We start from the raw sequence: 18,569 nt of genomic DNA, 5'->3' as shown, positions 1-18,569 counted from the left end.
CTATTCACCTGAGCGGCCAGCGAATTTATCAGCCGGCTTTGCACATTAAGGCCGCTTCCTCTTTCACGGCTTCCTACTCCTTCACTGCGCCTGCCATAATTCCCTGTTCCAAATAATCCTGACCGCCTAAAAATACCATCAGCGCCGGAAAAAATGTAACCACTGACGCCGCAAAGGCCATGCCGGACTGGCTCACGGATGTAATATCCGGCAGAAAAACAGATAAGGGAAACAGGCTTTTTTCTTTCAGGAATGTCAAGGGCTGTTCAATCAGGCTCCAATATTCCAAAAATCCAAGAACCATAGATGCAATAATTCCTGAGGAGCCAATGGGCAATGCAAGATAGAGAAACAGCTGCCACTCCCTGGCCCCGTCCAGTCTTGCGGATTCCAGCAAGCTGTCCGGTATCTCCGTAAAAAAGCGATACATAATAAATACCGGAAAGGTGGAGAAAATTCCCGGCAGGATAATTCCCCACAGATTATCCGTTAAAGCCAGCCGGTCCAGCACTAAATAATCGGAAAGCATCAATACCTGAAAGGGCAGGAGCATTAAAATCATATAAATCAGAAAAAAACCTTTTTTCCAGGGAAATTCATATTTGGCAAATCCCCACGCCGCCGCAGTTCCCACCACAAGCTGCCCCGCCAAAACGCCAAATGTGATTTTTATAGAGTTCCAGAACATTACGAAAAATTCCGGTGAATCCAGAAAAATTTCCACATAATGACACAGGGTGGGAAAGCTGGGCAAAAGGGGAAAATCCGCATATCCCTGCTTTCCTGAAATCACTGCTCCCAGGCAGGCTCCCAGTTCATCTTTTCCCATAAAAGAGCCAGATATCAGGAAAAATACCGGATACAGAGCCACAATTGCCAACAGAGTTAATATGCCCCAGAGAATCACTTTTCCCATATGCAGGGTTTTTAACTTACCTGCTATTTTTTGAAATACTAATTTTTCCATCCAGTCTTCCTCTTCCATCTCCCATTCTTCCAGAGCAAAACCCTCCGTCTCTCTTTGGGAATTCTGAATTTCCAATCCAAGTATTTCAAGCACTTTATCTTCTATTTTCTTTTTCCGCATCCTGTCACCTATTGCTCTTTCCCGCTGTCCCAGGCTTTCTGTAACAATAAAATTAATCCCAGCAAAATCACGCTCTCTGACACTGCCGCTGCCGCCATCTTGTCAAAGGAAAAAGAACGGAACCAGTTATTAAATAAATGCTGCATCATATAAATGCTTTCGTGGGGATAATCCCCGGCAACCAGATATGCCTCCCGAAATACCTTAAAGGAATTCAGAAAAGACAATACGGTGATCGTATACAGGGAAGGTTTTAAATTGGGCAGCGTGATTTTCCAAAAACATTGCCATTCTCCTGCCCCGTCCACCTTTGCCGCCTCATAAATATTTTCTGAGATTCCAGCAAGCCCTGCCATCCACAATACAATATCGTATCCAAGATTTTTCCAGATATAACTAATCACCAGAATCCAAAAGGCATAAGATCCGTTCATCCAGTCTTTTCCTTCCACCCCCAGATGTGAAAGCCAGTAATTCAATAATCCCTGGGAATGGAACAAAAGCCTCCATACCAGCGCAACAGAAACGGCCGGCAGCGCCATCGGCATCAAAAAAGCGCTTTTGATAAAACCTCCGTATTTGCTCCGATACAAAATCACTGCGCACACAAGGGCTGTTATAATCAGCAGCGGAATGCAAAATACCGTAAATCGCAGTGTATTTTTCACTGCCAGAAGGAATGCAGTATTTTCCACAATCATGCGGTAATTTGCAAGTCCAACGAAGCTGTTATCTACCGCCCCTAAAAAGGAGCGGCGGACAACGTCTGCATAGGGCAATAGGTAAAACGCCATCACTCCCAGAAAGCTGGGCAATATCCACAGAAATCCCTGCCATTTTCTATGAGTTCCTGATTTTTCAAAAATATTTTTTACCTTACTGGGATTCCATAATGTATCCCATGTGTCTTTTAAAAACTTTTTCGCTGTCCCATGCATATTCTTTTCCTTCGACTTATTCTGCCAGATAAATATTTACCTTCTGCATAATGGCGTCCGTTCCTTCTTCCGGAGACAGTTCTCCCTTCAGAACTTTTGCTCCCTGTTCTACAACCGCTTCTTTGATCACATCATCCTGTAAGGCCGGAGTGGTCAGTGATTCCGCAAGGCTTATCAGCTTCTGGACTTCTTCCTCCGGCGTAGGCGTCAATGCATAATCCAGTTTCTCGTCAGGATTCACTCCGCCGCTTCCCATTACTCCTACCAGTCTCTCTTTGTCGGCATATTCATGACCGTCAACGACACTTTGAAAAGCTTCCTTTTCTACCGGGAATCCTCCAAACTGGGATATCTTCTGAGCCTCTTGGGAGAACAGATATTTAACAAATTCTTCTGCCTCCTCCGGCTGGGCTGCCTTACTGCTGATTCCCAGTATCATGGCAGGTACAAATACATTCTCTGCCTGCCCCGGCATCAAGCCGTAGTCTCCTCCTTCCAGTTTGTCATTTACTGCACTCATTATGCCGTAATCCATCCGTCCGAATAATCCTGGGTTTACCTTAATTCTTCCAAATGCCAGGTCAAAATCTCCCCAGCTTAAGGATACTTTCTGAAGCTCATTGACCGCTCCGCCCTGGCTGATAGTCATGGATGTGGAATCATCTATGGCGCTGCTGTCATATTCTCCAAAAGCATTCTTAAGCTTTGATAAAAATTCCGTTATCTTTCCTGCATCTAATGTCTTATCTTCTTTCTGCCAAGCCGCACCGCAGCTGTACCAGAACTTTTCAACCAGCGCTTCCGGGTCCATATTGGCTAAAATACCTTGTTTCGCTGTAAACGTGTCAAAATCCTCTCCCGGCGTATAATTGGCGCTGCTTCCCTGAGCCACCGGAATCATAAATCTTGCCGGAACTGCACAGAGCTGTTCCTGTCCATCCTGATAAGCATTCAGAATATTCTCAAAATAACTGCTTTTATCCTCCAAAATGGATGACAAATCTTTTAAAATGCCCTTTTCGATATAAGTTTTTACCGGCATGCCGTCCAAAAGCATCAGATCCGGCCCTTTTCCAGCCATGATCTCTGTGGTCAAAGTTTTCAGCGCGTCAGAAACTGTTGTGCCGTTCTCCTCCGACATCGCAACCTGATAATTGACATATATATCCACATGGGCCTTCTGGAAACTGCTGACTGCCTGACGCAGTTCCCTGTTATTATACAGAGAATATACTTTCAGCTCTTTATCCGGCTTGGCAGGAGTATCTGCAGACCAGGTATATTTTAACAAAGCCATGCCAGCTCCCGCATCAGAGTTTAAATCACTTGCCGCCACCAGAAGATTCTGTTCATCCAGCATCGTCAGCGCTATGGGATAAAAGGCCGGAGCTCCAAGGGAATTTACAGAACCGTCAATTAGCTGCTCCATGACGCTGCCGCCGAATTTATAGTGGAACAGTCCTTTTCCAGTGAGATAATAAATGGTTTCCCCTGCATCTATGCTGTCAACTGCATTAAAAAAACCGCTTTCTGCCACGCTTTGCTGCAAGGCTTCCTCCGTCTGCTGCTGTTCTCCTGTTTCTGTGTCATATACCAGGGCTTCCGTGCTTGTCACCACAAGCATTTTCTTACCCGCTGCAAACACCTGATGGCTATCTTCCACATCACTGAAATCATAAGTCTGCTTCACGCTTCCGTCTGCTGCGTTGATCTGGAAAATTTTATCTGTCATATCCGTTGCCAGAATCTGATCATTCCCCAGAAAACTAATTGCTGTAATCAGATTTTTCACACTTGATTCATTACTTTCTGAGCTAGGTTCATCTCCCTCACCGCTCTCTTCGTCTCCCTCACCGCTCTCTTCGTCTTCCTCATTGAGAGAAACGATTGACGAAAAAGACTGGGCAGCTCCTCCACCCGCCGATTCTGCCGCCGGAAGTTCGAAAGGAATCTCACTTAGGCTTCCTTCCTTGCTTAACAGATACAAAATCGGTTTGATTCCGCCGTCCCCAATCTGATTATAAACCCATACAGACTGTCCGTCGGACGAAAGGGCCGCATAATCAATATAGCCATTTCCTGCATCCTGCAGTTCTTTGGGAACGTCAAAAGCTTTTTCCCAATTCTCCCCAGAGTCTTTGGAATCCCAGACCGTTTCTGTGCCATTATCCGCATTGTTCCCAATAATCCGAATGGTTCCGTCTTCCAGCTTCCTCATATCGTAAATATTGCCAAACACAATAGGCAGCGTCACATCTTCCTCCAGAAAACGGCCCATGGCCTGTTCGCCGCCTTCTTCTCCGCTGGCTCCTCCTGTAGGATTTCCTCCAGCATTCCCGGCGCCGCCATTGTCTTTTCCACTGCAGCCGGCAAGGCTCCCAAGAATCAATGTAAATGATAACAAGATTCCTGCCGCGCGTTTTAACTTTCCATACTTCATTTTCTTACCTCCTAGCTGTCATCCTGATTTGGAATCTGGAAACAGAATATCACAGCAACCTCTAATCTCCCTCTAAACAGAGCAAAAAATTTTAGAGATTATTTAGAGACTTTTGTGGTAATATTAACCATGAGGAGGGACCCAGCCATAAACAAAAGAGCGACCAAAAAGCAGAAAGCTGGGAGGAGCCCTGATGGTTTGTTCAACACCCACTACGCGGCATGCTGGGAGGAGCCCTGATGGTTTGTTCAACACCCACCAAACAATTTTTCCACTTCAAAGGAGCACAAAATGCGTATACTAATTATAGAAGATGACAAATCCCTTGCAGAAACCCTTCGTTTCCAGCTGGAACGCAATCATTTTGAAACGGATGTATGCCACGACGGCGAAGAAGGACTGCATTTTATTGAACAGCAATCCCACGACCTGATTTTGCTTGACCGGATGCTGCCCATTCTGGACGGCATTTCCGTTCTGAAAATTACCCGGGAGAAAAATATTTCCACTCCTATCATTTTTGTCACAGCTTTAGGCGCATTAAATGACAAAATCACAGGACTGGACTGCGGAGCAGACGACTATCTGGTAAAGCCTTTTGATTTTGAAGAACTGCTTGCCAGAATCCGATGCATCTTAAGACGCCCCTCCAAATGGGAGGGCAAAAAACCCCTGGAATTAGGCGACATTTCCTATGATATCGACCAGAAAAAGCTCTGCTGCAAAGACAATTCCTGCTCCCTTTCCGCCAGAGAAGGAGATTTACTGGAATTTTTCTTAAGAAATCCGGAGCAAACAATCCCCCGGGCTTCTTTGTTAGCCAAAGTCTGGGGGCCGGATACAGAAGTGGAAGACGGCAACCTGGACAACTATATCTATTTCCTCCGCCGCAGGCTCAAAAGCGTCCAAAGCTCCCTGCAGCTGAAAACCATCCGGGGAATTGGCTATCAATTAGAAATTTCCTGCGACCCATAAACTGCCGGATAACACCCGACTTATCATATCCCATACCACTAAATCCACCGGAGGTACTCAATGTTTCAAAAACTTCATGTACAGTTAACCTTGTTCTGTACTTTAATCTGCGGCATGATTCTTGTTTTAATGTCTCTGATTTGCCTGTCAGTTTCAGAAAAAGAATCCAGAAAACGGAATTTTGCAGACTTCCGAATTAATGTTAATATGCTGGTAAACCACCTGGAAAACCAGACCGTCATTTCTTACGCCTGGATCAGTCAATTTTGTGCTGACACTCACTTTGAACTGGACATTCGGGACAATGGCTCCAGACTGGTATTTGATGCTTTAGCCCCCAGCTCTATGGATGAAGCGTATTTTAACCAGGTGCGGCAGAAAGCCAAAACAGATTATGGAATTCTTGAGGAATCTGTCACAGCAGATTCTATCCTTTCCACTCATGAGGAATTTGAACTGACCATCAACGGAACAGCCTACTATGGCGCAATGGTTCTGATTCCCAAAAATAAAAGAGCCCTGAACATTGCCGTCCTCTATTCAATGTCAGGTCTGCACAAAAGAGTTCTCTTTCAGAGACTTCTGTTTGCAGGAGCAGATATTTTTGGAGTCCTTCTACTGAGTGTATTTTTCTGGTTTTTTACCTGGCGCATGATTCAGCCTCTGGCTGTCAGCCGCCAGAAACAGGCAGAATTTGTGGCCTCGGCTTCCCACGAGCTCCGCTCCCCGCTGACCGTCATGCTTTCCTGCCTGTCAGCGATGAAGCAGGCCTCCCCCGCGGAAGCTGCGCATTTTTCGGAAACCATAGAACAAGAAGGAAAGCGCATGGGCCGTCTGATTGAAGATATGCTGACCCTTTCCGGCACAGACAGTTCTCATTTTGCCATTCGCAAAAAACCTGTGGAGCTGGACACGCTGCTGCTGTCTGCTTATGAAAAGTTCGAACCGCTGGCGCGGAAAAAATGTATTTCCCTGCAGATTTTCTTACCGGAGGAAATAGTACGGCCCTGCCTTTGCGACAAGGAACGTATGGAACAGGTATTTGCAATCCTTTTAGACAACGCTATCAGCTATACGCCAAAGGAAGGATGCATTTCCCTCTCTTTAAAAAATTCTTCAGACAAACTGACGTTTCGGATTGCAGACAATGGAGTGGGTATTCCGGATACGGAAAAAGAAGCTGTTTTTGAACGGTTTTACCGATGTGATAAATCTCATAAAGACAAGTCCCATTTTGGATTGGGCCTTTGCATTGCCCGGGAAATCATTCAAATGCACAGAGGAAAACTGTGGATTGAGGATACTCCGGGAGGCGGGGCTACTTTTGTGGTGGAATTGAATTTGCATTTCAAATAAAAGAACGCTGCAGCAAAAATCCCTATTCCTGCTGCAGCGCCTTTTTATACCCGTGAACCAACTGAGAGTTCCAGTCTTCTCTATCCCAACAGTTCCAGCATCTCTTCTTTCGTAAACTTCACCCCTTCGAACCCTTCATGTCCTAAAAGCTGCTCTGCCAATTCACTCTTCTTCTCCTGCAGTCTCAGGATTTTCTCTTCAATCGTATCCTTGGCAATCAGCTTGTACACGGTCACAGAATTTTTCTGCCCAATCCTGTGAGCCCGGTCGGTAGCCTGGTTCTGCACTGCCACGTTCCACCATGGATCATAGTGGATCACAATATCCGCAGCAGTCAGGTTCAGTCCGGTGCCTCCTGCTTTCAGGGAAATGCAAAACACCGGAACTTCTCCTTGCTGGAAAGAATCCACCAGTTCCGCCCGCCGCTCTTTGGGAGTTGCTCCCGTCAGAGTCAGGAACGGAATGTTTTTTTTCTGCATCCTCTCCTGCAGGATGGAAAACATGGAGGTAAACTGGGAAAATAACAGTATCCTGTGCCCGCCGTCTATTGCATTCTTCATCAGATCCATGCACATCAGCAATTTCGCCGACTCTCCCTGATAATTCTGATACACCAGCGACGGATCGCAGCAAAGCTGGCGCAGTCTTGTCAGCTCTGCCAAAATCTGTATTTTTCCGGAAGCAAATTCTGCTTCCGTCTGCCCCTCCAGCATCAGTTTGATACGTTGCACATGGGCAGTGTAAAGTTTCTCCTGCTCCTCTTCCATCCTTGCAAATACTGCTTCTTCCAGTTTCGCAGGCAAATCTTTCAGCACATCTTTTTTTAAACGGCGCAGGACAAAGGGACGGATCATTTTCCGTAGGTGCCCTCTTTTTTCATCGTCCTGCTCTGTCACCGCGGGAATCTCTATTTCATCCCGAAAACGGCTGTAAATGTATAAAAATCCCGGCATCAGATAATCAAAAATACTCCACAGCTCACTGAGCCTGTTTTCAATAGGCGTTCCGGTCAAAGCCGCCTTAAACCCTGCCCGGATATTTTTCACCGCTTTTGCCGCCCTGGTATTGTGGTTTTTGATATACTGAGCCTCGTCAATGATTTCATGGCAAAAGCTGTATCCTTCATAAAATTCCTCATCTCTGCGCAGCAAATCATAAGAGGTAATCAAGATATCCAGCTTCCCGGCAGAATCAATGATTTCCTTGCGTTCAGGCGCTGTTCCTGTCACAGTCATTGCATGCATTCCAGGCGCAAACTTCTCAATTTCGTTCTTCCAGTTATACACCAGTGATGCAGGACAGATAATCAGCGCAAATTTTTCTGACAAAACTGCATCCTCCTGCAGCTTCTCCTGTTCTGACAGCAGAAATGCAATTACCTGCAGAGTTTTCCCTAATCCCATATCATCTGCCAGAATTCCGCCGAATCCATTGACATGTAAGGTTTTCAGCCACAAAAATCCCTGTTTCTGGTACTCGCGCAGTACCTTTTCCAAAGATTTCGGCACTTCAAAATCATTATCCTCCACCGTTTTCATGTTCCGAACCAGCGCTTTGAACTTTCTGTCCTTTGCTGCATGAAAACGGTTCTGGTCTTTTAATTCTCCATCCAGGTATAAGGCCCTGTACTTGGGAAGGGTGATGCTGCCCTGGCTCCACTGGCTGGCAGGAACCATAATCCCTTCCTGAATTTTGGAGAGGACGGCCAGCCCGTCTTCCTCCATACTCAGGAAATCTCCATTTTTTAATCGGAAAAATTTCCGTTTCCGCTGATAGGAGGAAAGGATTTCTATCAATTCCGAAAGAGGCATATCCTCGCTTTCCAGGGTCAATTCCAGCAGTTCCCCTTTGAGTGACACCCCCACGGAAACGGCGGGTGAAGGGGTTACCTGAATGGATTTTAAGGCATCGCTGACGAAGATATTTCCAACTCTGCCCAGTTCTTCCATCCCTTCCGTCAGTAATGCATATAATTTCTCATCATCCCCCGCAAGAACCATCTGCTTTTTCTGAAAATCCATATTCTGGAACCAGACACGCACTCGTTCCCGCTGCTTTAATTCCGCCAGCTCATCCCGGTTCTCAATTATGCGGGGTTTGTCTAAAATATTGTATTTCAGTTCTTCATAGCGCACGTACATTTCACAGGTTACTGTCTGCTTATCCGGCGCGTCCAGATAAATCTCATACTCCGGCTCCGGCGGCAGATATTGATTCTCCTGAAACCCATACCTCTTAATCTGATAATGCCGCTTAAGCACCGGCAGCAGTTCCCGGCAAAATGCGGGCAGTTCCCCCTGGGACACAAAGCATTCCCGATATTTATATTCGCTCATGTATTCCCAAAAAGGACGGATTTCCCGAACCTGCTCCATAGGCATCCGGTAAATAACGCAATCTTTCCACAGATATCCATACCGATTGCCGAAGGTATAAAACATTTCTTCCTGTTCCAGCACTGCCCCGTCTTCCTGTCCCCGGACAGACAAAAGCGGCTGGTATGGCTCATCGGAAATATGGTACATCTGCCAGGAATTAAAATTGGTTTCTGTCTGAAATTCCTCCGTTCCCACAGCCTGGAAAAATTCGTCCATGTTCCCGCTGTGGATGTGGACATACCGGTTATCATCCTTATGGTAGTAACTCAATGTCTGCCTGTTTCTGATGCGGTTATCTGCCACCATAACAAGAAACTCCGCCAAGGCTCTGCCTCTTTCTGTAAACGCTTCCGGAAGGTGGTAAAATTCCAGTTCCTTCCCATAAGAAACCAGATCCCCGCGCCGCATGGCATTGGCAAAGGTCATGATATTTTTCAGCACGTATTTCCGTTTTCCCCCGATTTTAAATTCCACCTGGAGCTGTCCGTAGCTGACAGACAGCAGAGGAACCAAATCTATGGCGCCCTTTAATTCTGCCTGTTGAAAGGCCAGACGTTCTTTCTCTTTGTATTGGCGGATCAGGCGGGTCAACCCATAACTGCTGCTGCGTCCCGGCGCAATGCCTTTGCTGGCAGAAGAGCCGGTGGACAGAATTTTTCCATTTCTCTTACGTGTATCTTCTTCTGGTATTTTTCTATCCATTTTTTGTCTCCTGCTTATGTTGGCTGATTATTTATGAAGAACTAGAGGGGGAATAGGAACCATCAGAATCCCTCCCAGCTTTCTGCGTAGTGGCTGTTGAACAAACCATCAGGGCTCCTCCCAGCTTTCTGCTCTTTGAGCGCTCTTATGGGTTGGGCTGGGTCCCTCCTCATGGTAAATACTAAACTACCTCTTTCTTTCTTACGAAGAAGGGCTTTGTATTGGCGCCTTTGATTTCTTTTCCTTCTGAAATCTTTACCTTTTTATCGGTAATGACATATTCTGCATTTACGCCGGCTTCAATTACAGTATCCTGCATCAGAATCGCATTTTTCACCTTTGCGCCCTTACCTACTTTTACGCCTCTGAACAAGATGCAGTTTTCAATTTCACCTTCAATAACGCAGCCGTCAGCTACCATTACGTTCTTGGCAGAAGAACCGTTGATATAACGGGTTGGGTTATCGTCACGGATCTTAGTGTAAATCGGATTTTTACCAAAAAGCTCTTCCAGATTCTCATCCTCTAACAGCTTCATGCTCTCATCGAAATACTCTTTCAGGCTGCCGATGCGCGCTACATATTCTTTATATTCATAAGCATTTACTTTCAGTTCGTTCAGCTGAGGCATTAAAATATCACGCTCCAGATATAAACCGCCTGCTTTAAATGCTTCATTTACCAAATCAATCAGGTGTTCTCTTTCAAATACATACACATTCATGGAAAAGTTCTGCATGCCTGGCTCCTGAGGATTAATATGTATCCTCTTCACACGTTCCCCATCCAAATCCAGAGTATAATAGCTTCCTTTATTCAGCTCCTCCGCTTTCATAATGCTTTCCGGAAGTTCTTCCTTCGTGTAAACAATGGTAGCGTCTGCCCCGCTTTCGATATGTGCATCCAGCAATGCTTTAAAGTCAAAATTAAAGGCAATATTTGTGTCTGACAATACCACATACTTTTCCTTCTGAGCTTTTAAGAATCCCAGAATACTGCCAAGCATGCCAACCCGGCCTGTATATATTTCCATGTTTTTCTGGGCATAGGGCGGGAATATATTCAATCCGCCGTTCTTACGGGACAGGTCCCATTCACGGCCGGAGCCCAAATGATCCAGCAGAGAGAAATAATTTTCACGTACTAATACGGTAATATTGTCAATTCCGCAGTTTGCCATACTAGAAAGCACAAAGTCAATCATACGGTAACGGCCAGCAAAAGGAATGGAAGCCATCAGCCGTTCACTGGTCAGTTCCGGTACAAGTTCATCATAAGCATTGGGGAAAATAATGCCCAGTGCATTGGTGTTGCTATTCATCATCGTTTATCACCATCCTTTACATTATCACTTACCATGGCATCCGGCCCGATTACAGCATCATCGCCTACATAAACGCCAGGCCCTACCGTTGCTACGCCTGCGGATTCTCCTTCCGGCATCTGTCCCACTACGGCATTCTGCCCGATAATTACATTCTCTGCTATGATACAATGTTTTACTTTCGCGCCTGCCTTAATAATCGTATTGCCCATAATTACGGCGTCTTCCACTTCTGCGCCGTCTTCCACCTTTACGCCTGCAAACAAGATCGAATGCTTAATGGAGCCGGAGATATTGCAGCCGTCTGTAATCATGGAATTTTCCACGGATGCGCCTGCATTAATTTTATGGCCGGTCATACCGCTGTTTCGGCTGTAAATTTTCCATTTTTCATCAAACAGATTAATTCCGCTGTTTTCCGGATCAAGAACTTCCATATTGGCTTCCCACAAGGAAGAAATGGTTCCTACATCTTTCCAGTAGCCGCTGAACCGGTAAGCGTACATCTTTCTTTCATCTTTCAGAAGATTTGGAATAATATTGTTGCCAAAGTCGTTCTCGGATTCCGGATCTGCCTCGTCCTCTTCCAGATATTTTTTCAGAATATCCCAGTTAAAAATATAAATACCCATGGATGCCAGATTTGACTTGGGCTCCTTGGGCTTCTCCTGGAATTCCGTAATCTTATCATTTTCATCTGCAACCATCAATCCGAACCTGGGTGCTTCTTCCCACGGCACTTCCATAACCGCTACAGAGAACTCTGCGCCTTTTTCCTTATGGAACCGGAGGAAATCACTGTAATCCTGTTTACAAATCTGATCGCCGGAAAGGATGATAACATATTCCGGGTCATACCGTGAAATAAATGAAAGGTTCTGGTAAATCGCATTTGCCGTACCCTTGTACCAGTCAGAACCGGACGCCTGCTGATATGGAGGAAGCACATGCACTCCGCCGTACAGACGGTCCAAATCCCACGGCTGCCCGTTTCCAATATACTCATTTAAAACCAGTGGCTGGTACTGCGTCAGAATACCTACCGTATCAATTCCAGAATTTACACAATTTGACAGCGGGAAGTCAATTATGCGGTATTTCCCGCCGAAGGGAACGGCTGGTTTTGCCAGCTTCTGGGTCAGCGCATAAAGACGGGACCCCTGTCCACCGGCAAGAAGCATAGCTATCATTTCTTTACCCATTTTCTCTCTCCTTTGCTTTTGATTATTAATTTTGGTTCTGGGCCGTTCAAACGTTACTGTTAAAATGCCCCAGTCCCATTGTTATTATTGTACAGGATTATGACTTTTTTGTAAACAAATTATTGCAATTTTACCATAAAAACCTTTCCTTTTTTATTGTCTGCACCATTTTGACATTTTTTTCTTATATCCTTCCCCTGAATCCGCAATTTTCACGAAAAATCTCTCAAAAGAGGATAATGATATTTCTCCCGTCCGTTCAAAACGCTTCAGCGAGCCAAGACTTACATCCGAACGCTCACTTAACTGAACCTGTGATAATTTCTTCTCCTTTCTCCGCTCCCGCATCCTGCCTGCAATCTCTGTTTTCACCCTATCCGGCGACTTCAAAAAAATAAAGTTATCCATAGATAATATTTTAACCCTTTTTGCCTTTTTAAGCCAAAAATAGATCATATGTTATCTATAATTATTGTCGCGTGTTACTGTTTCCGACATTTCCATCAAAGAGCAGATTCTTATCGAAATACCCTTGCGCCTCTTCTCTTTCCTGTGTAAAATAAAACTCAAGGCCAAGGCTTTCCAATTTCAGGACGCAGACATTCAAAATATTTCAGATCGTAAAACACAAAGGAGGTTTCCCTATGGAAAACGCATATGTGTTAGAAATTTCCGATTCCAAATTCAAAGACCTTTTCCTCTGTTTCTGCGGCTATGCCCAATGCGAACCCCTGCACAGCTTCGGGCCTGCCGCCCGTCCTAATTATCTTATCCATTATATTATGGACGGAAAAGGAATCTATCAAACTGGCGAACATAAGTTTTGTCTGGAAGCAGGAGAAGGATTCTTAATTGAACCGGATGTGCTCACTTACTATCAGGCAGACAAGGCACAGCCCTGGAGCTACCTCTGGGTGGGATTTTCCGGCAGGCACGCCGGAGAATATTTAGAAGATCTTGGCTTAAACAGCCGGCAGCTTACCTTCCGCTCCAGCCAGGGGAAAGAGCTGAAGCATCTGATCTTGCAGATGATGAAATGTCAGGATGATTCTGTTACCAGCCAGTACCGGCTGCAAAGCCTTTTGTACGGCTTTTTTGAAATTCTCTCCCGGGACGTGTCAGCACAGGAGGAAATGGAATCCATGGAAAATTTTTATGTGGATCGGGCCATCAGCTACATTCGCAACCACTATTCCTCGGATATCAAGGTGACAGACATTGCCAATCATTTATGCGTCAACCGCAGCTACCTGTACAAGCTTTTTAAAAATTCCCTCCAGATGTCGCCCCAGGAATTTCTGACAAAATTTCGGATTTCCCGGGCAAAGGAATTGTTAAGCATCACAAAACTGTCCATTGAAAACGTCGCATTATCCTGCGGCTATCAGGACGCCCTTGTTTTCTCCAAAGCCTTTAAGAAAAATACCGGCTGCGTGCCCACCCTTTACCGCAAAGAACATCAGAACATGATTCAGAAAAATTTAAAAGAAAACCAGTCGCTGCTGGAAGAATTAAATGCAGAACAAACCTTTCAAAAACTTCATCAAAAACAGCGGTAAAATGTCTCTAACAATAACTTTGGAAACATTTTGACTGTTTTCGGCAACAAAATGCGCTACCTGATTTTTCTTTCTGCAAGTATAATACAAGTAAGTTGAGAGAGAAACATGTGCGCACAAATCTTCTCACTTAATATTTACAACCATAAGAGAACATTGGAGGATATTATGATGAGTAAGGAAACAACTAAAGCTGCAAATCCAACTTATAAGCATGTATCAACACGGGAAAAGTATTGTTTTGGAATCGGGGCAATCGGAAAAGACGCCATTGTAAATCTGGTAGGGGCGTTTCTGATGCTGTATTTTACGGATACTCTGTATCTGGCCCCGGCGTTTGTAGGAGTTTTATTCTTTGTGGCGCGCATCTGGGACGCAGTAAACGACCCGGTAATGGGAATGATCGTAGACAATACCAAATCACGCTACGGCAAATTCCGCATTTGGCTGATTGTGGGCACGCTGCTCAACTCTGTGGTATTTGTACTGCTGTTCCACAGTTTTCAATTAAAAGGAACCGCCCTTTATGTTTATGTATCCATTATGTACATATTATACGGCATGACCTACACAATTATGGACGTGCCCTACTGGTCCTGGCTGCCAAACCTGACCAATGATCCAAGAGAGCGCGAAAAGGTATCAGTTATCCCCAGATTCTTTGCCAGCCTTGCAGGATTTTCCGTGGCAACCTTCGGCCTCTATGTCATCCACGGCCTGAACCGGGCGGCAGGGGAAGAGAACCTCTATGCAGAACACGGCTATACCACATTCGCCATTATCATTGCAGTTATCTTTATTGTCACCATCGGAATTACCGTCTGCAATGTAAAAGAAGAATCTACCCTTGGAAATAAATCCACAAAAACCAGCTTAAAGCAAGCGTTTACCATTATCTTGCAAAACGACCAGTTAATCGCATTTATCGGCCTGCTCCTCACGTTTAACTTATCCACACAGATTGCCAAGAGCTTCGCCGTATACTACTTCAAAAATGTCTGCGGCAACGAGTACCTGTACTCCATTTTTGGATTTGCAATTATTGCTGAAATGCTGGGCCTTGTGGCGTTTCCGAAAATCGCTGAAAAAATCAGCCGTGAAAAAGTATACTTTGCAGCCTGCTTTCTGCCGATTCTGGGCTTTGCCCTGCTTGGCGCCTTCGGTTTTCTTGCACCGAAAAGCTCTGTATTCGTTATCATAAGCTGCGCATTTATTTTCTTCGGTTCCGGCCTTTCTTTAGGGGTAACCACCTGCTGCATGGCTGATGTAATCGACTATGGCGAAGTAAAATTCGGCGTAAGAAACGAAAGCGTGACCTGTTCCGCACAGACGTTCCTTATGAAAGCGGCAACGGCTGCTGCAGGCGGACTTTCCGGCGTAGGGCTTCAGATTGTAGGATATAACGCCAAGTTGGAAACACAGTCTGCAGGCACAGTTTTTGGTATCCGTATCATGATGATTGTAATTCCCATCATCCTCGCAGCAATCAGCTATATGATTTATAAACGTTACTATATTTTAAAGGGACAAAAAATGGAAGAGGTAACTGCAAAATTAAACGAAATACACAGCCGGAATGCCTGAAATTCCGGCAAGGAGGAACCCATGAGTATTATTTATCACGAAAACAGCAAAACATTTCATCTGCACAACGATTCCATCAGCTATCTTATGACAGTCATGTCAAACGGTCATATGGGCCAGTTGTATTTTGGGAAAAAAATCCGTGACAAAGAGGATTTTTCCTACCTGCTGGAAACCTGTGAACGGCCCATGACTTCTTACCTCTATGAAAATGACAGAACCTTTTCCCTGGAGCATATCCGCCAGGAATACCCCGTATTCGGCACAACCGATTACCGCCAGCCCGCCGTAGACATCCGCCAGCAAAACGGCAGCCGGATTCTGGATTTTAAATACCAGGGACATACAATTACAAAAGGGAAGCCCGCATTAAAGGGGCTTCCGGCAACCTATACTGAATCCGAAGAGGAAGCAGAAACCTTAATTCTGTCTCTGAAGGATGAGACCTCCGGCGTCTGTGCAGAGCTTTTCTATACCATTTTCTGTCAAGGCGGCATTCTCACCCGCAGCGTCCGCTTCTGCAACCAGGGGAAAGCTCCAGTACAGCTGGAACGCGCCATGAGCCTCTCTCTGGACCTGCCGGATCGGAACTATGAATGGCTGCAGCTTTCTGGATGCTGGGCAAGGGAATGCCATATCCACAGAAGAAATCTGGAACCAGGCGTTCAGTCCATAGGAAGCATGCGGGGCAATTCCTCCCACGAGCATAATCCTTTCCTCGTATTAAAACGGGAAGATACCAGCGAACGCCAGGGGGAAGCCATTGGATTTTCTCTGATTTACAGCGGCAATTTCCGCATTCAGGCAGAAGTGGACGCCCACGAAACCCTCCGTATTCTGGCTGGAATTGATCCAGAAACATTCTCATGGAAATTAGACAGGGACGAAAGTTTCCAGACGCCGGAAGCGGTGATGGTCTATACGGATCAGGGCTTAAACCATATGAGCCAGACCTTCCACAAACTGTATCAGAAGCGTCTTGCAAGAGGATACTGGCGGGACAGGGTAAGGCCCATTTTAAACAATAACTGGGAAGCGACCTATTTTGATTTTACAGAAGAACGGCTGGTGGAAATTGCCGCAAAAGCAAAAGAATGCGGCGTGGAACTGTTTGTACTGGATGACGGCTGGTTCGGCGCCCGAAGCAGCGACAAAGCAGGTCTTGGGGACTGGACCGCTAATCCTGAACGTCTGCCCCGGGGCATCCAGGGACTTTCTGAAAAAATCGAAGATCTCGGATTAAAATTCGGTCTCTGGTTTGAACCGGAAATGGTGAACAAGGATTCTGATTTTTACAGAGACCATCCAGACTGGATCATCGCCACTCCAGATCGGCCCGCTTCCCATGGCCGTTACCAGTATGTACTGGATTTTTCCAGGAAAGAGGTGGTGTCTGCCATCTATCAGCAGATGTCCAAAATCTTACGGGAATCAAAGATTTCCTACATTAAATGGGATATGAACCGCAGCATTACCGAATGCTATTCCGCCGCTCTGCCCCCAGACCGGCAGGGGGAAGTGTACCATCGATATATTCTGGGCGTGTATGACCTGTATGAACGGCTGACCAAAGAATTTCCAGAAGTTCTGTTCGAGTCCTGTGCCAGCGGCGGAGGAAGATTCGATCCCGGCATGCTGTATTATGCTCCTCAGGGTTGGGTCAGCGATAACAGCGACGCCATAGAACGGCTGAAAATTCAGTACGGAACCTCCATGTGCTATCCAGTCAGCAGCATGGGCGCCCACGTATCTGTCACCCCCAACCATCAGGTCTTCCGTAACACGCCCCTTCACACAAGGGCAAATGTGGCTTATTTCGGCACTTTCGGTTATGAGCTGGATCTTAATAAATTAACAGAAGAAGAACTGGAAGAAGTAAAAGAACAGATTGCCTTTATGAAACAGTACCGAAACGTGCTGCAATTTGGAACATTCTACCGCCTGAAAAGTCCTTTTGAGGGCAATGAAACGGTATGGATGGCGGTAAGCCAGGATCAGAAAACCGCTCTGGTGGGCTGGTATCGAACCTTAAATTGTGTCAATGCCTCCTATACCCGTGTGCGTCTGGAGGGATTGAATCCCCAGTACTGCTACCGGAATAAAAACACCGGACTGTGCCATTACGGCGATGAGCTGATGCATGCAGGACTGATTACCAGCGACGACACGGCAGGTCAGGTTCCGGCAGACGCCCTGCCCCCCAGTGACTTTGAATCCAGAATTTATGTCCTGGAGGTGGATGAGCCTTGAACAGCGAAAAAAAATACAGTCCTGCCCGGATCCTGATGATGCTTGTTGGAATCCTGTTAATTGGCATGTGCGTGGCTTCCTACCGGATGAGCGGTTTCGGAGTAGACCCTTTTTCCTGCATGAACCTGGGCGTCAGCGGCTTTGTGGGAATGTCCTTCGGCACCTGGCAGCTTATCGTAAATGCCGTACTGCTTATAATTGTGTGGTTTACCGTACGGCACTGCATCGGGCTTGGAACCATTGTCAACATGGTTTGTGTGGGATATACGGCAGATTTTCTCTGCTGGCTGTGCTTAGAACAAATGGGACTTCACGTAACAACGCCTCTGCGTATCTTTCTGCTGGCTCTGGGCACTTTGTTCGCCTCCCTTGGATGTGCGTGTTATATGGTGGCAGAAATGGGAATCGCCCCTTACGACAGTGTTGCGTTCATTGTAACAAAATATACAAAGGAGAGGGTTTCCTTCCGTGTGGCGCGGGTGCTTTCTGATTTGATTGTAATTGTGATAGGAATTACTTTCTGCCTTTTGGCAAAGAATAATATTTGGGAGATTGTGGGACTTGGAACCATTGTCAACGCCTGCTGCAACGGGCCGCTGATACAATTTTTCCGGGAAAGATTTGAAAAATTATTAAAATAAAACGTTCCCTGCCGTTCCTGTCCCCAACAGATTTTCCGAAAAAATAATACGACAAGTTGGAGGAATTATTTTGTCAGACAGATTTTCATGTGTTACAATAAATCTGTCTGACAGCTTACCACGGATTCCCGAT

13 protein-coding genes are annotated in these 18,569 nt (G+C 45.8%); 6 read left to right on the top strand and 7 right to left on the bottom strand.

Annotation, left to right across the window (positions count from 1 at the left end; translation table 11 throughout):
* Positions 1-73: 73 nt before the first annotated feature.
* The 3 genes from E5329_RS05990 to E5329_RS05980 are packed head-to-tail and all read right to left on the bottom strand — an operon-like array spanning position 74 to position 4,465.
* Positions 74-1,087, bottom strand: coding sequence for a carbohydrate ABC transporter permease (locus tag E5329_RS05990; protein ID WP_330571986.1), 1,014 nt, complete (start codon positions 1,085-1,087; stop codon positions 74-76).
* 8 nt (positions 1,088-1,095) lie between these two features.
* Positions 1,096-2,025, bottom strand: a complete 930-nt coding sequence (locus E5329_RS05985) for a carbohydrate ABC transporter permease (protein WP_135988676.1) — start codon at positions 2,023-2,025, stop codon at positions 1,096-1,098.
* Positions 2,026-2,041: 16 nt separating this feature from the next.
* Complete coding sequence (locus E5329_RS05980) at positions 2,042-4,465, bottom strand: ABC transporter substrate-binding protein (protein WP_135988675.1); 2,424 nt, start codon at positions 4,463-4,465, stop codon at positions 2,042-2,044.
* A gap of 291 nt (positions 4,466-4,756) precedes the next feature.
* Between E5329_RS05980 and E5329_RS05975 the strand changes: the two genes are divergently transcribed.
* The gene (locus tag E5329_RS05975) at positions 4,757-5,440 is read left to right on the top strand and encodes a response regulator transcription factor (RefSeq protein ID WP_135988674.1); all 684 of its coding nucleotides are present in this window, start codon (positions 4,757-4,759) and stop codon (positions 5,438-5,440) included.
* Between the two features lie 60 nt (positions 5,441-5,500).
* Entirely contained in the window at positions 5,501-6,796 is a 1,296-nt protein-coding gene (locus E5329_RS05970; RefSeq protein WP_135988673.1) for a sensor histidine kinase, read from the top strand.
* An 80-nt stretch (positions 6,797-6,876) separates the two neighbouring features.
* Here E5329_RS05970 and E5329_RS05965 read toward each other — a convergent pair whose 3' ends face one another.
* The 4 genes from E5329_RS05965 to E5329_RS05950 form a co-directional block, all read right to left on the bottom strand.
* Entirely contained in the window at positions 6,877-9,876 is a 3,000-nt protein-coding gene (locus E5329_RS05965) for a DEAD/DEAH box helicase (protein WP_135988672.1), read from the bottom strand.
* 181 nt (positions 9,877-10,057) lie between these two features.
* Positions 10,058-11,200: a glucose-1-phosphate adenylyltransferase subunit GlgD gene (glgD, locus tag E5329_RS05960; RefSeq protein ID WP_135988671.1), complete on the bottom strand. Its 1,143-nt coding sequence runs from the start codon at positions 11,198-11,200 to the stop codon at positions 10,058-10,060.
* Positions 11,197-12,402 (bottom strand): glucose-1-phosphate adenylyltransferase, encoded by a 1,206-nt coding sequence (locus E5329_RS05955; RefSeq protein ID WP_135988670.1) that lies wholly within the window; start codon positions 12,400-12,402, stop codon positions 11,197-11,199. Before E5329_RS05955 ends, glgD begins: the two co-directional genes overlap by 4 nt.
* Positions 12,403-12,555: 153 nt before the next feature.
* A complete protein-coding gene (locus E5329_RS05950; protein WP_135988669.1) occupies positions 12,556-12,810 on the bottom strand; it encodes a helix-turn-helix domain-containing protein in 255 nt (84 codons plus the stop codon).
* Between the two features lie 236 nt (positions 12,811-13,046).
* On the opposite strand from E5329_RS05950, the gene E5329_RS05945 reads away from it, so the two are divergent.
* From E5329_RS05945 to E5329_RS05930, 4 genes are all read left to right on the top strand, one after another.
* On the top strand, positions 13,047-13,961 hold the full coding sequence (locus E5329_RS05945; RefSeq protein WP_135988668.1) for an AraC family transcriptional regulator: 915 nt from the start codon (positions 13,047-13,049) through the stop codon (positions 13,959-13,961).
* A gap of 168 nt (positions 13,962-14,129) precedes the next feature.
* Positions 14,130-15,545 carry a melibiose:sodium transporter MelB gene (melB, locus tag E5329_RS05940; protein ID WP_275443063.1) on the top strand — a complete coding sequence of 472 codons (1,416 nt, stop codon included), beginning with the start codon at positions 14,130-14,132 and terminating at the stop codon, positions 15,543-15,545.
* A 21-nt stretch (positions 15,546-15,566) separates the two neighbouring features.
* Entirely contained in the window at positions 15,567-17,795 is a 2,229-nt protein-coding gene (locus tag E5329_RS05935) for an alpha-galactosidase (RefSeq protein ID WP_135988667.1), read from the top strand.
* Positions 17,792-18,436 carry a YczE/YyaS/YitT family protein gene (locus E5329_RS05930; RefSeq protein ID WP_275443062.1) on the top strand — a complete coding sequence of 215 codons (645 nt, stop codon included), beginning with the start codon at positions 17,792-17,794 and terminating at the stop codon, positions 18,434-18,436. Before E5329_RS05935 ends, E5329_RS05930 begins: the two co-directional genes overlap by 4 nt.
* Positions 18,437-18,569 lie beyond the last annotated feature (133 nt).

Origin of the sequence: Petralouisia muris (genome assembly GCF_004793545.1) — a bacterium.
Classification (GTDB): Bacteria; Bacillota; Clostridia; order Lachnospirales; family Lachnospiraceae; genus Petralouisia; species Petralouisia muris.
Note: the sequence above shows the minus strand (reverse complement) of the source record. Positions and strands in the feature narration are given on the sequence as shown.

What these genes read in the sequence shown, in the direction of transcription:
- E5329_RS05935 (WP_135988667.1), top strand. Translation starts at nt 15,567, where the DNA reads ATGAGTATTATTTATCACGAAAACAGCAAAACATTTCATCTGCACAAC.
- E5329_RS05975 (WP_135988674.1), top strand. Translation starts at nt 4,757, where the DNA reads ATGCGTATACTAATTATAGAAGATGACAAATCCCTTGCAGAAACCCTT.
- melB (WP_275443063.1), top strand. Translation starts at nt 14,130, where the DNA reads ATGATGAGTAAGGAAACAACTAAAGCTGCAAATCCAACTTATAAGCAT.
- glgD (WP_135988671.1), bottom strand. Translation starts at nt 11,200, where the DNA reads ATGATGAATAGCAACACCAATGCACTGGGCATTATTTTCCCCAATGCT.
- E5329_RS05965 (WP_135988672.1), bottom strand. Translation starts at nt 9,876, where the DNA reads ATGGATAGAAAAATACCAGAAGAAGATACACGTAAGAGAAATGGAAAA.
- E5329_RS05970 (WP_135988673.1), top strand. Translation starts at nt 5,501, where the DNA reads ATGTTTCAAAAACTTCATGTACAGTTAACCTTGTTCTGTACTTTAATC.
- E5329_RS05990 (WP_330571986.1), bottom strand. Translation starts at nt 1,087, where the DNA reads ATGCGGAAAAAGAAAATAGAAGATAAAGTGCTTGAAATACTTGGATTG.
- E5329_RS05945 (WP_135988668.1), top strand. Translation starts at nt 13,047, where the DNA reads ATGGAAAACGCATATGTGTTAGAAATTTCCGATTCCAAATTCAAAGAC.
- E5329_RS05950 (WP_135988669.1), bottom strand. Translation starts at nt 12,810, where the DNA reads ATGGATAACTTTATTTTTTTGAAGTCGCCGGATAGGGTGAAAACAGAG.
- E5329_RS05980 (WP_135988675.1), bottom strand. Translation starts at nt 4,465, where the DNA reads ATGAAGTATGGAAAGTTAAAACGCGCGGCAGGAATCTTGTTATCATTT.
- E5329_RS05955 (WP_135988670.1), bottom strand. Translation starts at nt 12,402, where the DNA reads ATGGGTAAAGAAATGATAGCTATGCTTCTTGCCGGTGGACAGGGGTCC.
- E5329_RS05985 (WP_135988676.1), bottom strand. Translation starts at nt 2,025, where the DNA reads ATGCATGGGACAGCGAAAAAGTTTTTAAAAGACACATGGGATACATTA.